The sequence below is a fragment of the Pedobacter sp. 05T44 genome, assembly GCF_056395985.1.
In genome coordinates, this window is the sequence record NZ_JBFTKO010000002.1 from 489,427 (window position 1) to 504,266 (window position 14,840).

Sequence of the window (14,840 nt, forward strand, 5' to 3'; positions counted from 1 at the left end):
ATGAGTGGTACAATTAATGGTCCGAATGGACTGCCAGATGTACATCTCTTAGAGAAACTGGCAAATGAACTTTTTTTCTCGGCTCCCGGAACATTGGATAAAACTCAATCTTCACCTTTGGCAATTAATCAGGGAAATTCTGTCGATCTTCTGGATCCGCAAACAAGTTTGCCGGATGCAAATAATCTGGGGCTGGGGCATGTGCCTGCCTCCACACATGGAAGTGGGGGTATCTCACCCGGCACCAAATCAGTGAATGCCCTGCCGTTTGAAAACGACAGACCCTTTGAGAAAGAATTGAGCAAAGCCCTGGCTGCAGTTAATGTTTACAGTCCTTCTTCTCAATTGCCATTTACACCTTCGGCAGTTTTGGGAGAACATTCATATTACTTCTCTTCTGCAGAAAAGCTTGCCAAAGGAGACTACCGCGAAATAACTGGCCAATCTTACCCTGCATTTAACGTAAACATTGTTCGTAACGATTTCCCAATCCTTTCAGAGTATGTAAACGGAAAACCCCTGGTTTGGCTGGATAACGCTGCAACCACCCAAAAACCGCGACAGGTAATAGAAAGGTTAAGCTATTTTTATACACATGAAAATTCCAACATACATCGTGCTGCCCATGAATTAGCTGCCCGTTCTACCGATGCTTATGAAGCAGCAAGACAGAAGACACAGCACTTTATAAATGCCAGATCAGCAAATGAAGTGGTATTTGTACGCGGAACAACCGAGGCTATAAACCTGGTTGCAGATAGCTGGGGTGCCCAATATCTTCAGGAAGGAGACGAAATCATCATCAGCCATTTGGAACATCATGCCAATATAGTTCCCTGGCAGTTATTGGCCAAAAAGAAGAACTTAAAATTAAGAGTGATCCCGGTTGATGATGATGGACAAGTTATTCTTGATGAATATGCAAAATTGCTGAATCCAAGAACAAAGCTGGTTTCTTTCACCTTGGTATCTAATGCATTAGGAACGGTAACCCCGGCAAAAACAATTGTAGATATGGCTCATGCTGCGGGAGCAAAAGTGCTTGTCGATGGTGCACAGTCTGTTTCACACATTCGTACGGATGTACAATCACTTAATGCAGATTGGTTTGTGTTTTCTGGGCATAAAATTTTTGGGCCTACAGGTATTGGTGTATTATATGGTAAAGAGGAGTTGTTAAACAGTGCACAGCCTTATCAGGGTGGTGGCAATATGATTAAAGATGTAACGTTTGAACATACCCAGTTTAATCCCGCGCCATCACTTTTTGAGGCAGGAACAGGTAACATTGCGGATGCAGTTGGTTTAGGCGCGGCAATAGACTATGTTCAAAAGATTGGGATTGACAACATTTACAACTATGAGCATTTTTTGTTAGGCTACGCAACAAAGCAGTTACAGCAAATTCCAGGATTGCGCTTAATTGGAACGGCAGCTAATAAAACGAGTGTGCTTTCATTTGTATTAGATGGATTTACAACTACTGAAGTTGGCGAGGCATTAAGCAAAGAAGGTATTGCCGTAAGATCCGGCCATCATTGTGCTCAGCCCATACTGAGAAGGTTTGGATTGGAAGCAACGGTGCGACCATCTTTGGCATTCTATAACACTTGTGCAGAGATTGATAAATTGGCTGATACAGTTAGCAGCTTAAAAAACGGAAATCAATTTCGTGTAAGGTAGCAGATCTTATTAAGGCTGGTATATAGAAAGTATGCCAGCCCCAACTATTATTAAGCCAAAACTGCTATATTAGCGGAAGCAAGCAAACTATTAAATGGACCATCCTTATAAATCAGAACTTTTAGTAAACCTAAAAGCACATTATCTTGGCCGCAACTGGCGCTCAATTAGCTATTTTGATGCTAAAAGAGATGAGATTTTATTTGTTTTACCTGAAACGGATGATGTTAGCCATGCACTTAACAATTTGTATGAGGTTTTAGGAACATTGCCAGAGATCGATCATCCTAAGGAACGTGTAGTAATCAGTTTCTGCTATGAAAACGGCGATTCATACTGTTCGCGTTTAATTAATCCCAACAAACAGGACGAAATCAACCTTGCTTTGATTGGCTACCGTCCGGAACGCAAAATCCGTCCTGAAGAACTTCAGGAGATGGAATAGTAAAGCTTTCTCGCTCAAAATGTTACGATAGTAACGGATTATATTTCATAAATTAGAGTACACACAAATAAAACACGCTATGAAATCTAATTTATGTTTTTTCATACTGCTCTTCTATGGGCTGTATGTTCAGGCCCAGGAACAGCCTGATTTTGAGAAAAAGGTAAGGTTTGGGATTAAAACAGGCATTAACGGCTCTCTTTTTACACGCAACGTAACGCCCACAGCCAACTCAAAAAGAACTGACCTCAGTTATTTTAACCGCTATTTCCGTGCATCTGCACTTGTTGGATTAACTGCCGATGGGCGATTAACAGAACGAATTACACTGGGTGCCGAGTTGCTCTTTAATTCCAGAGGGATGGTTTACAGAGAAAAGAATAATTATGTAATTATTGTTGACGATGACGGACAGGAGCAGCAGGCCTATAATAACTATAATTTCAATATTGATTATGTAGAACTCCCAATCCTGATCAGTTACAATTTTAAACCAAGTGCATACAGACTCTTCTTATCGGCTTATGCCGGCATGGCACCGGGTATTGCTGTTAATTCGAAAACAAAATTAAGATATGAAGATGGGGTAGACGGCGATGGCGGCAGGGGCCGAAACGAAACGCTGCCTTTAAAATATGTAAATCATTTTAACAACAGCTTGCTTGCGGGTATTAAGGTGGGCGACAATAAACCATTTAGAATAAATCTCTATGGTGATTTTAGGATCAGTTATACCCTGCTGCCGGTTTTTAATCGCACTGTATCAGACCAAGGCGATAACCTGGATACCCGAATGCTTACCTTTTCCGCAAGCCTTGGTGTAAGGTTTTAATTAGTAAACCAGTCGTTATCGTAGTTTTACTGAGGTGTTGTTAGGGCTTTGCTAAGGCATTCCCAGGGCTTTTTGCCCTATCAAGGCCCTAGCAAAGCCCTATCAACGCCCTGTTAAAGCCCCACAGCCAAAAGTTTGATATAAAATGTATATTTTGCTGTTCTAACCAAATACATGTTTAACCCTATTACTAATAAAATGTTATATAAAACGATACTTACTTCCATTTTTATTATATTTTCCAATTTTGGTCTGCAGGCTGCAGATAAAAAACCATATGAAGCAGATCTTATAATTTACGGTGGCACCTCAGCAGCGGTAACAGCAGCAGTAACTGCTATAAAATTGGGTAAAACTGTTATTGTTGTTTCTCCCGATATTCATCTCGGAGGCTTGTCATCCAGTGGATTGGGTTTTACAGATACCGGAAATAAAGAGGTGATAGGAGGCTTATCCCGAGATTTTTATCATCGGGTTTATTTACATTATCAGCAAGATACTGCATGGAAATGGCAAAAAAAGGAAGAATATGGGAACAAGGGGCAAGGAACACCTGCTATTGATGGTAAAGACCGCACAATGTGGATATTTGAACCACACGTTGCCGAAAAAATAATGGAAGATTTTATCAAAGAAAGTAATATTAAAGTTTACCGCAATGAATGGTTAAACCGTAAAGATGGTGTAGAGATGAAGGATGGTAAAATTACATCAATCACTACATTAAGTGGTAAGCAATTTAGTGGTAAAATGTTTATTGATGCCACCTATGAGGGAGATTTGATGGCTGCGGCAAAGGTTAGCTACCACATAGGCCGTGAAGCAAACAGTGTATACGGAGAAACCTGGAATGGCGTGCAAACAGAAGTGTTTCAGCATGGCCATCATTTTAAAACAAATATAGATCCATATAAAGTTACCGGCGATAAAAGCAGCGGTCTACTGGTAGGCATATCCGACCAGGATCCGGGGATAAAAGGAGAGGGCGATAACAAGTTGCAGGCATATTGCTTTAGAATGTGTCTCACCAATAAGGCAGAGAACAGAATTACATTTCCAAAACCTGATAATTACAACCCAGCAAATTACGAATTGCTGGCTAGGGTGTTTCAGAGTGGATGGAAAGAGTTGTTTGATAAATTTGATGACATACCCAATCATAAAACGGATACCAATAATCATGGTCCGTTCAGTACCGATTATATTGGCATGAACTACGATTATCCGGAGGCTTCATACGAAAAGCGAAAGCAGATCATTAAACAGCATGAAGATTATCAGAAAGGATTAATGTATTTCATGATCACAGACCCACGTGTTCCGGCTGATCTGCAAAAAAGACTGCAAACATGGGGTTTATCTAAAGACGAATTTAAAGATAATGGAAACTGGCCCCACCAAATTTATGTAAGAGAGGCCAGAAGGATGATAAGTGATCAGGTACTTACAGAAAACGAAACTTTAGGACGGAAGGAAGTGCCTCAACCTATTGGGATGGGTTCTTATGCTTTAGATTCGCATAATACACAACGATATGTAACCGATAAGGGATTTGTGCAGAATGAGGGCGATATAGGTGTGCATGCCCCTAAACCTTATAGCATCTCTTATGGATCAATAGTTCCTAAAAAAGGAGAATGTGGCAATTTGCTGGTGCCGGTTTGTGTTTCCAGCTCCCATATTGCTTATGGTTCCGTTAGAATGGAACCTGTTTTTATGATCCTTGGTGAATCGGCAGCAACTGCAGCTGTTATAGCCATAGATGACCAGGTAGATGTTCAGCAGGTTGTCTATAAAAAACTGGAAACCCAGCTGCTAAAGCAAAAGCAGAGATTAAGGTTGAATTAATAAAATCAACTATTGTATTTTTATGGCAAATCTATTTGTTTTACTTTCGTTGAACTAAAGAATAGGGTTAACACCAAATATGAGCCGTAATAAATTATTGTATCACTTAATTAACAGTGTATTATTGTTAGTGCCGCTTCTTTGCGGTGTAGATGCCAGTGCTCAAAAAAACAATATAAGCTTTAATCACCTAACGGTAGAAGATGGTTTGTCGCAAAGCAGTGTACTCTCTATAGCTCAGGACAGTATGGGGTTTATGTGGTTCGGAACTAAAGATGGACTTAACAAGTTCAATACTCAAAGATTCGAAGTATTTAAGCACGATAAAAACAACAATGCCTCTTTAAGCAGCAGTCAGAATATTAATTATTTGCTTACAGACAGAAAGGGCAATTTATGGGTAGGTACACAAAAAGGATTAAATCTTTATTTGCCTAAAAGTAATTCTTTTAAGAGATTTCTTCACGATCCGAAAGACAAAACCAGTATCAGTCACAATATTATCAGGAATCTTTTTGAAGACAATAAGGGAAATATTTGGGTCGGAACAGACAACGGGCTAAACAAGATGATAGCGCCTGATAAATTTCAGCGTTTTTTATAGCAGCAGTACCAAGGGTCAAGGGTTGGCGCATTCATTAATAAAAGCTATTCATCAGGACCATAATAATGTACTGTGGATTGCTACTATGCAAGGCCTTACCAGCATGAAAGAAAAAAAAGGAAAGTATGTTTTTCAATCTTATTTTCATGACCCCAGCAATCCAGCTAGTTTAATTGATGACGACCTTAGTGCTGTTTTTGAAGACCAGTACCATAATTTATGGATAGGTACGCATAATAATGGACTGGAATTAATGGACAGGGCTACCGGCACTTTTAAGCATTACTCGGCAAAAGGCGGACCCAGTAGTGGACTTAGCAGTAATGTAATTCGCAAAATCAAGGCAGACAAAGATGGAAAATTATGGATCTCCACCTTAAATGGTATAGATATATTTGATGTTAAAACAGGGAAGTTCACGGTTCTGAACCACGTCCCTAATGATCCATTAACCTTAAACCAAAATTCTACTTATGATATTCTGAAAGATGCGGCAGGTTCCATGTGGGTAGGTACTTACTATGGAGGGGTTAATGTGTACCATGCCAACTCTACCCCGTTCAGAGAATACAAGACCAGTCTGGGCGGTAATGGCATCAGCAGCAATGTAGTTAGTGCTATTGTTGAAGACGAAAACCATAATCTGTGGATTGGGACAGAAGCCGAAGGGTTAAATTATTATAACAGAACAACCGGGAAATTCAAAGCTATAAAAAATGAAATAGGCAACCCTAATTCATTAAGTTCAAACCTGGTAAAAGCCATTTCAATTGATAAGAAAGGAAGTGTTTGGGTAGCTACTTATGAGGGGAATCTGGATAGATATTTGCCTTTTTCGGGTACTTTTAAGCATTATAAACCAAATACTGCAGATCCACATGCCTTAAACTCTAACAGGATCGTTTGTTTGCTACACGACAGCAGGGGCAGATTGTGGGTGGGAACACGCGCACAAGGCGTTTTTCTTTATAATGAGGCTAAGGATAATTTTACGCTGCTCAATAGCGCTGCCTATAACCAGGAGTTAAAGTTTGTAAGAACTTTTTTTGAGGATTCTGCAAAAAATATATGGATAGCTACAAATTCTGGTATTTATATAGCTTCAGCAAGTTCTAATCAGATTAAAGAGTTCAAGAGTAATAGCATTGATTTTAAATTCGACGACATCAATTTTATTAAAGAAGATTCGAAAGGCAATATCTGGATAGGTAGCTATGAATCAGGGTTGATTAAGTATGATAAAAACCGAGAAATAAGTAGGTTTACGATTAATGATGGTTTACCTAGTAATAACGCAGTAGGTTTTTTGGAAGACAGTAAGGGGAATTTGTGGGTAAGTACTTCCAACGGTTTATCGAAATTTGATGGACGGGTTTTTAAAAACTATACTGTTGATGACGGGTTGCCGGGAAATGTTTTTAATTACAACTCCTTTTTTAAAGACAGTAAGAACGAAATGTTCTTTGGTGGCTATACCGGTATGGTGAGTTTCTTCCCGGATCAGATAAGAGATAATAAAAAGGTGCCCAAAGCTATATTTACCAGGTTAAGGTTGTTTAATAAACCCGTAAATATTAATGATAAAACAGGCTTGCTTACTCAAAATATAGGCTTAACAAAGGAATTAACTTTTTCTTATCATCAGAATATCTTTACTATTGATTTTGCCATTCTAAACTATGTAAAATCCGAAAAAAACAGATACGCTTATCAACTTAAGGGTTTCGAAAAAGAGTGGAATTATGTAACTAATCCACAGGCCGCGTTTACCAATTTGCCGGCGGGCAGGTATGTTCTTTTAATTAAAGGAGCAAATAACGATGGGGTGTGGACCAGCAAGCCCGAGGAGATGATCATTAATGTAAATCCACCTTATTGGAAAACATGGTGGGCATATCTTATCTATATACTTTTGCTTTCGGGGCTTATATTCCTTGTTTTAAGGTTCCTGTGGATAAGAACATTGCTAAGGAAAGAGCACGAGATTTATCAGATGAAGCTCGATTTCTTTACAAATGTATCCCACGAGATCAGAACACCACTAACCCTTATTGTAGGCCCGTTGGAGCATTTGGTAAACGAAACAAAGGAATCGCCTGCCTTAAACAGAAGATTACTTACGGTAAAGAAAAATGCTGGCCGGCTAACCAGATTGGTGAATGAGCTGATGGATTTTAGAAAAGCCGAATCGGGTAATATGGAACTTAATGTGGCACCGGGGAATATTGTAAGCTTTGTTAAAGAGATTTATATTTCATTTACCTACGTAGCCCTTAAAAATCATATTGATTATCGCTTTAACTGCGATGAGGACATCATAGAAGTGTATTTTGATAGTGAACAACTGGAGAAGGTATTGTTTAACCTGCTCTCTAATGCGTTTAAGTTCACACCTGATCATGGAATTATCCGCCTGGATATTCTTAAGACCAGCGACAACCAGGTCGAAATAAGGGTAGCTGATAATGGAAAAGGGATTCCCGAAGAAAGCAGGAATAAGATATTTACAAACTTTTATCAGGTTAGAGACCATCGCTCGGGAACTACGGGTACAGGAATTGGTCTGGCCTTAGCCGAAAAGATAAGCAGGTTGCATCATGGTCGTTTATCATTGGTAAATAATGAGGAGCTTAAAGACGAAGACGTTCATACTTGTTTTAGCCTGAGGCTTAAATTAGGGAAAGAACATTTTAAAAAGGATGAACTTATTGAACAGTATATCAGCAGTGAAAACCCTATTCTTTATCAGCAGGTATCGGAAATTGAACCGGTAAAGAATTATGAGCCGGCAGAGAAAACAGAAGACGGGATAACTGTTTTAATAGTAGAAGATAATGTTGAGGTAAGGAGCTTTATTGCGCAATCTTTAAAGCAGTCGTACCAGGTAATAGAAGCCAATAATGGCGAAGAGGGTGTAGAAATGGCGATAGAGAAGATTCCTGATATTATTGTGAGTGATGTGATGATGCCGGTTATGGATGGATTGGAGCTTTGTCGTACACTTAAAACAGACCCACGCACAAGCCATATTCCTATTATATTGCTTACTGCGCGTTCCGGCAATATCCATGAGGTAAACGGACTGAAAACAGGAGCAGAGACCTACATTACAAAGCCATTTAGCATTAACAGCTTGCAACTTAATATTTATAATCTGCTAACCTTGCAGGCTAATATGCGTAGAAAGTTTAGTCAGCAGATAACACTTCAGCCAACCAATATTTTAATAGAATCGGCCGACGAGGAATTCCTGAATAAAATAATGGGATATATCGAAGCCAATTTTAACAATGAAGATTTTAGTGTAAATACACTTGCTGCGGAGGTAGGGATGAGCACACCAATTTTGTACAAGAAAATTAAGGCGCTTACAGATCTTACGGTAAATAACTTCATCAAATCTGTTCGTTTAAAGCGAGCCGCTCAGTTACTAAAGCAGGATGTTTATACCGTTTATGAGGTTGCCTATATGGTGGGCTTTAGTGATAGTAAATATTTCAGTAAAGAATTTGCAAAGCAATTCGGACAAACCCCCTCAGAGTACAGTTTAAAGTAACCTTTTTTCTGAATTTAAGAAAATCACCCTCTTTCTTTAAGATTTTAACCCCTCTTGCATTTTATTGGCGCTTACATTAGCTAAACCAAATATGTAAATCACCGGTGTATGAACGAGGTATCTCAAGCAGTGTTCTCTTGTGCGCCCGCATCTTATGGTTTTAACTTAATAAATTAAACTATGAAAGCACAACTACTAAAAGTTTCAATGTCGCCTGCTCAGTCATTTAGTGTTAGGCAGGATGTGGTTCCATCTGTTAATAACAAATGGCATTATCACCCAGAATTTGAATTAGTTTATTTCAGTAAAGGAAAAGGCACCCAATTTATCGGAGACAATATTAGCAGGTTTAATCAAGGTGATATTGTTCTTGTTGGCCCTCAGTTGCCACACTACTGGCGATTTGATGATATGTACTTTAGAAATAATAATCCTGCCTCTAACCCTGACGTAAGAGTGGTTCATTTCTCTGAAAATATGTGGGGTGAATCTTTTTTGAATTTACCCGAGAATAAGCTGTTAAAGTCTGTTCTGGAAAAGTCGAGAAGAGGACTAAAGATTAAGGGTAAAAACAAACAGCATATTGCTGATTTGATTTCTGAAATGCCCAATGCAGAAGGCATAGACAGGATAATTATTTTAATGCAAGTGCTCGCTGAAATCACTAAGTGTGAAAAATTGGAAACGTTTTCATCAATTGGTTTTCAGCATGAAATGGAGCCTCATGAAAAGGATCGCATTAACGATATCTACGATTATTCTTATGCTAATTTTAAGAACAAGATCACTTTAGAAGAAATAGCTGATGTAGCTAAGATCAGTCCTAATTCATTTTGCAGGTACTTTAAATCTCGCACCAGGAAAACCTATTCGCAGTTTTTGATAGAGATTAAAGTGGGCAGGGCCTGCGAACTATTAATTGAACACAGCCTTAACCTAAAACAGGTATGCTATGATTGTGGCTTTAATAACTTCGCGAGCTTTTACAAATGCTTTAAAAAGATCACAGGAAAAAGTCCGCTATGTTATCAAAAAGAATTTGTTACCAATTTCAGTTAAATATTAAACATACAATCAATAAACTAACCAACCAACCTAACAAACTACGGGTTTGAGCAACTCGTGAATTAACCAACCAAATATTTTAAACGCTATGAAGAAAAATGATACTCAAACAGTTTCATGTTATGGCTATTCTGTATGTAAATTATTCAGTTTCCTATCCTTACGGATGGTGATAATTGGGTTTTTACTTACCGGTTCAGCAGCCTTTGGGCAAACCATTAATATTACGGGAACAGTAAAGGACGGCGGAGGGGGAGCAATACCCGGTGTAGGCGTCAGGGTAAAAAATGCCAAAGTATCCACACAGACTGATGCAAATGGTAAATACAGCATTACAGTTCCCGATGCAAATTCAACACTTGTGTTTTCTTACATCGGCCTTGTTTCGCAGGAAGCAGTTGTGGGCAATAAAAAGGTAATTGATATTACCCTGAAAGAAGATGAGTCTGCATTGGACGAGGTTGTAGTAACCGGATACGGCGAAAAAGTTAAAAAACGTGACCTCACCGGTTCAATATCATCAGTAACTGCTAAAGACATTGCAGAACGCCAGCCACTTACTTTATTTGATGCATTACAAGGGCAAGCCTCTGGCGTATTGGTTACCAATGATAACGGCGATCCGGCCGGACAGGGAACCATCCAGATCCGTGGAGCTTCTTCAATAAATGCATCGGGTACTGGCCCTTTGTATGTAATCGATGGAATCATTAGTGAGAACGGGAATTATATAAACCCTTCAGACATTGAGTCATTTGAAATTCTTAAGGATGTAGCGTCTGCGGCCATTTATGGTGCAAGAGGTGCAAATGGTGTAATCATCATAACTACTAAACGAGGTAAAGAAGGTAAGCCGCTTATTGGCGTTCAGTATACTTATAACAGAGGTGAGCTGGCAAATAAAATAAGAACTATTTCTGCTGATGAACTTAGGTTTTACAGAATGATAAGAGGTGGTGGTGCCGGAATTGGCGGAAATGTCGATTCTATTAACCCTTATCTGAATGCTGACAATGATTATCAGGAATTATTGTTCAGAACATCGGAAAAGCATACTGTTAACTTGAGCTTAAGTGGAGGCTCAAAAGGAATAACTTATTACGGGGGCTTAAATTATGTAGATAATCAAGCCATCGCATTGAACAGCTGGATTAAAAGAATACAATCGAAATTAAATGTAGAATATGCCATATCAGATAAGCTGACCATCAGCAACAACCTTGCTTTTGCTTATCAGACAGGAAATATCCTGAACATTCAGAATACAGCAAGGCAGATCTTTGAACGTAATCCGTGGACAAGTCTTTATAGGCCCGATGGAACGCTTGCAGGTTTTACAGAATCGAAAAGAAACCCTGTTGCTTTTGCCTTGTTGGATAAGAACATCGATAATGATTACCTGGCTCAGTTTAACACCCAGGCCAAGTATAAGATTTATAAAGATTTGAGCATTACTACCATGTTCAATGCTCAACTCGATAATCAAAACAGTAGAAATGTAACTCCGGCTATTATAAACAATGCTGCATTTTCTACAGGAACAGGATCAACAGAAAGAAAGGTTTATTGGGAAAGTCAGACCTATATGAACTACAACAAAACTTTTGGCAAAGACCATACAGTAACTGGTGTAGCTGGTTTTACTGCCGATAGAAGACGTAGGGATGAGTATAGAATCAGGGTAGAGGAGTTGTTGAGTGACGATATTTTTACTTCGAATGTGGGGATAATTGACCCTACAAATACGGGAACATTTGCGACAGCAAATTCAAATGTATCATTGCTGGCAAGGGGATCATATAGCTATAAAGGAAGATATATTGTTCAGGGAACTATCCGCAGAGACGGATCTTCAAGATTTGGAGAAAATAACAAATGGGGAAATTTTATATCTATGTCGGCCGCATGGCGATTCTCTGATGAGAAATTTATGGATTGGAGCAAAAGTTTTCTGGATGATGCAAAGTTAAGATATAGTTATGGGTCAGCGGGAAATGATGCTATCGGCGATTATCAATCGTATACTACCATAAATTTTGGCGGTAACTATTATAACGGGTTAAGCGGAGCAGCAGAGAATGTGGTTTTAGGAAATTCGCTTATCCAATGGGAAACAGCTACATCTGCCAATTATGGAATAGACCTTACCATGATCAAAGGAAGGTTAACTTTTACAGCAGAGTACTATAACAAAACCACGAAAGACCTGCTTTATCAGAGCGAGCTGGCTAAAGAAACAGGAAAAACTCAGGTTGCAGTAAATTTAGGTACCATAGAAAATACAGGTCTGGAATTTACCGTTGTGGGCACTCCAATTAAAACCGAGAAGTTTGGCTGGGACGTAAATGCAAACATTACATTCCCTAAAGCAAGAGTGAAGAAACTTGCTGATGGTACTGCATTTTTATCGGGTAATAAATGGCTGATACAGGAAGGTGGTAAAATCGGTGACTTCTTTATTTTTAAGAATCTTGGTGTTTACCAATACGATGTGTCAAATGCATATACACCCGAAGGTAAAAGACTTACTCCTATAAACGTGGTGGTTAGTGAAGATGGTAGCACAGTGACCAGTTTTGGAGGATATACTTTAGATGGGCAACCATACACCGGAACTGTTAAAAGTAAATATTATAACAATGTAAAACTGCAAGGTGGTGACACTGAGTGGTTTGATGCTAATAATGACGGAAATATTGACGACAATGATAAGATCATTGCCGGAAATGGTTTGCCAACTTATTATTTCGGACTAAGTAATACCTTTAGATACAAGAGATTTTCATTGAGCTTCTTGTTTAATGGTCAGTTCGGTAATAAAATCTATAACAGGGTAGCTGCTGACCAGAACCGATTTAACTCTACTTATTCTCCGCCAACACCGGATGCTGCACTTACTTCATGGTATAAGCAAGGTGATGTAACCAAATATCCTATGGCATCACGCAAGGATACAAGAGGAAACATGCGTTATGAACAAAACAGTCTTTATCTGGAAGATGGCGCATTTATCAGGTTAAGCAGTGCCAGATTGGCCTTTACGCTTGATCCTAAAATAGCCGCAAAGGCTAAAATGAAATCGGCAACGGTTTATGTTTTTGGACAGAACCTTTTAACCTGGACAAATTACAGCTTGTTTGATCCCGAGTTCAGTACCTCAAATCAGCTACAACCGGGTAATGATTCTGGTCGATACCCTAAAATAAGAGAATTCGGTTTGGGCGTTAACCTTACATTTTAAAATCAGAAATCATGAAGAAAATATTATATATAAGTGCGGTATTTAGTGTAGTTCTTTTTTTAGGCAGCTGCAAAAAGTTCCTTACCGAAGAACCATTAACACAGGTGTCTGCCAAGAATTATTTTAAATCATTAAAAGATGTAAATGCTGCTATGGCCGGTGTTTACGGATCCTTTCAGCAGGTAATGACAGGTACGGGGGCAAATTTTAGCGGTAAGTACCATTATTGGGGAGAGGCCCGATCAGATAATTTTGATTTGCATCCTGGTTATAACAACATTACCATGCAGGAGCTTTCATTAAACAACCTTACCTCGGGAAATGCACAGTCATCGTGGGCCGAGCTGTACAGAACTATTGGAAGAGCAAACACCGCAATCAAATACATTCCACAAGCGGCTTCTTTAGATAACCAGATTACTCCGGCAATAAGGGATAAGAATTTGGCAGAATGTTATGCAATGAGGGCAATGTGCTATTTCTATATCATCAGGCTCTGGGGAGATGCACCAATATGGACTGAACCATATGATGATTTTTCACAGGAAGATGAGAGGCCAAGAGAATCTAAGGATAAGATCATGAAGGAGATTATTCTTGCTGATCTGGAAAAAGCATATTCATTAACGCAGAAACTTCAAACGCCTAATGTATGGTTAATCGGTGAGGCTGGTATAGCTGCAATTGCAGCAGATGCTTACATGTGGAACGCAGGTGCAAATAACCAGCCTCAGGATTATGAGAATGCAATAATGTGGATCAAAAGAGTTTTTGCAGCAAAAGCACCTTCGGGCAAGGTGTATGGTGGTAATGAGATCACAGATCTTGAGAGCCAGGCAGATTGGAAACCGAAATTGTTTCTTGATCCAACAGGTTCTAAAGAGGCGATCTGGAGCATTTACTGGGATAACTTAAATAACGGTTGCGCGTGCATTCCAGTTTCAATAGGAGAGTCTAACACTACCATTCGACTGGATTCAGTAATTCACAACGATTGGAAACTGAATAAAGCTGATACCAGAGTGACTAAAACACTTGATACTTTGAAAACGCTGGCACATTTCGATAGGTTACTTAAATATTATGATGTTCCGGGTTCTGGTTTCCCGGGAGGTGGCAAGCCTGCTAAAGAGTACAATGTTTACCTGGTGATGTACCGTTTAGGTGATGTTTATCTTTCTTATGCTGAAGCGCTAAATAAAACGGGCGACCGTGCAGGAGCCTTGAAATACCTGAATTTTATTAGGGTGCGTGCTGGTTTGGCCGCGCTGTCTGCTGATGATCCTTCGGTTGCAAATGAAACTGCTATGGAAGATACCATCCTTCAGGAAAGAAGATATGAGCTTTTTGGAGAAGGTAAAAGATGGTTTGACCTGGTTCGTACTAACCATGTGAACAAAATAATGGATCCTGTAATTAACAGAAGACTTACCAGGCTGCAAGGTGGAGTGCCTGCAACCGGTGGTTTTGGGCCGTTGAAAGAAAAACTGTTGTGGCCGATAAACCGCTTTGTTCTGGAAGACAACAGGCAATTAGTTCAAAATCCAACTTACAATTAATGATCAG

At 39.3% G+C, this 14,840-nt stretch carries 9 protein-coding genes; all 9 read left to right on the forward strand.

Translation table 11 applies throughout. The features are described 5' to 3' along the window. The 9 genes from AC1DDK_RS06625 to AC1DDK_RS06665 all read left to right on the forward strand — a co-directional run bounded on the left by AC1DDK_RS06625 (position 1) and on the right by AC1DDK_RS06665 (position 14,833). Positions 1-1,683, forward strand: coding sequence for a family 2A encapsulin nanocompartment cargo protein cysteine desulfurase (locus AC1DDK_RS06625; RefSeq protein WP_337716870.1), 1,683 nt, complete (start codon positions 1-3; stop codon positions 1,681-1,683). Between the two features lie 94 nt (positions 1,684-1,777). Next, positions 1,778-2,128 (forward strand): hypothetical protein, encoded by a 351-nt coding sequence (locus AC1DDK_RS06630; protein ID WP_337716872.1) that lies wholly within the window; start codon positions 1,778-1,780, stop codon positions 2,126-2,128. 79 nt (positions 2,129-2,207) lie between these two features. Further along, positions 2,208-2,960 (forward strand): porin family protein, encoded by a 753-nt coding sequence (locus tag AC1DDK_RS06635; RefSeq protein ID WP_172660219.1) that lies wholly within the window; start codon positions 2,208-2,210, stop codon positions 2,958-2,960. Between the two features lie 198 nt (positions 2,961-3,158). Continuing rightward, positions 3,159-4,808 (forward strand): FAD-dependent oxidoreductase, encoded by a 1,650-nt coding sequence (locus AC1DDK_RS06640; RefSeq protein WP_477612323.1) that lies wholly within the window; start codon positions 3,159-3,161, stop codon positions 4,806-4,808. A gap of 79 nt (positions 4,809-4,887) precedes the next feature. Then, the gene (locus tag AC1DDK_RS06645; protein ID WP_477612324.1) at positions 4,888-5,412 is read left to right on the forward strand and encodes a ligand-binding sensor domain-containing protein; all 525 of its coding nucleotides are present in this window, start codon (positions 4,888-4,890) and stop codon (positions 5,410-5,412) included. A gap of 103 nt (positions 5,413-5,515) precedes the next feature. Beyond that, complete coding sequence (locus AC1DDK_RS06650; RefSeq protein WP_477612325.1) at positions 5,516-8,968, forward strand: hybrid sensor histidine kinase/response regulator transcription factor; 3,453 nt, start codon at positions 5,516-5,518, stop codon at positions 8,966-8,968. A gap of 180 nt (positions 8,969-9,148) precedes the next feature. Continuing rightward, positions 9,149-10,027, forward strand: coding sequence for an AraC family transcriptional regulator (locus tag AC1DDK_RS06655; protein ID WP_172660222.1), 879 nt, complete (start codon positions 9,149-9,151; stop codon positions 10,025-10,027). A gap of 94 nt (positions 10,028-10,121) precedes the next feature. After that, positions 10,122-13,274 (forward strand): SusC/RagA family TonB-linked outer membrane protein, encoded by a 3,153-nt coding sequence (locus AC1DDK_RS06660; protein WP_288883240.1) that lies wholly within the window; start codon positions 10,122-10,124, stop codon positions 13,272-13,274. A gap of 11 nt (positions 13,275-13,285) precedes the next feature. After that, positions 13,286-14,833 (forward strand): RagB/SusD family nutrient uptake outer membrane protein, encoded by a 1,548-nt coding sequence (locus AC1DDK_RS06665; protein ID WP_288883241.1) that lies wholly within the window; start codon positions 13,286-13,288, stop codon positions 14,831-14,833. Positions 14,834-14,840: the final 7 nt, after the last annotated feature.

Excerpts from the sequence above, each read along its gene's own strand:
- AC1DDK_RS06640 (WP_477612323.1), top strand. The coding sequence starts at position 3,159 with ATGTTATATAAAACGATACTTACTTCCATTTTTATTATATTTTCCAAT.
- AC1DDK_RS06650 (WP_477612325.1), top strand. The coding sequence starts at position 5,516 with ATGAAAGAAAAAAAAGGAAAGTATGTTTTTCAATCTTATTTTCATGAC.
- AC1DDK_RS06630 (WP_337716872.1), top strand. The coding sequence starts at position 1,778 with ATGGACCATCCTTATAAATCAGAACTTTTAGTAAACCTAAAAGCACAT.
- AC1DDK_RS06625 (WP_337716870.1), top strand. The coding sequence starts at position 1 with ATGAGTGGTACAATTAATGGTCCGAATGGACTGCCAGATGTACATCTC.
- AC1DDK_RS06660 (WP_288883240.1), top strand. The coding sequence starts at position 10,122 with ATGAAGAAAAATGATACTCAAACAGTTTCATGTTATGGCTATTCTGTA.
- AC1DDK_RS06635 (WP_172660219.1), top strand. The coding sequence starts at position 2,208 with ATGAAATCTAATTTATGTTTTTTCATACTGCTCTTCTATGGGCTGTAT.
- AC1DDK_RS06645 (WP_477612324.1), top strand. The coding sequence starts at position 4,888 with ATGAGCCGTAATAAATTATTGTATCACTTAATTAACAGTGTATTATTG.
- AC1DDK_RS06665 (WP_288883241.1), top strand. The coding sequence starts at position 13,286 with ATGAAGAAAATATTATATATAAGTGCGGTATTTAGTGTAGTTCTTTTT.
- AC1DDK_RS06655 (WP_172660222.1), top strand. The coding sequence starts at position 9,149 with ATGAAAGCACAACTACTAAAAGTTTCAATGTCGCCTGCTCAGTCATTT.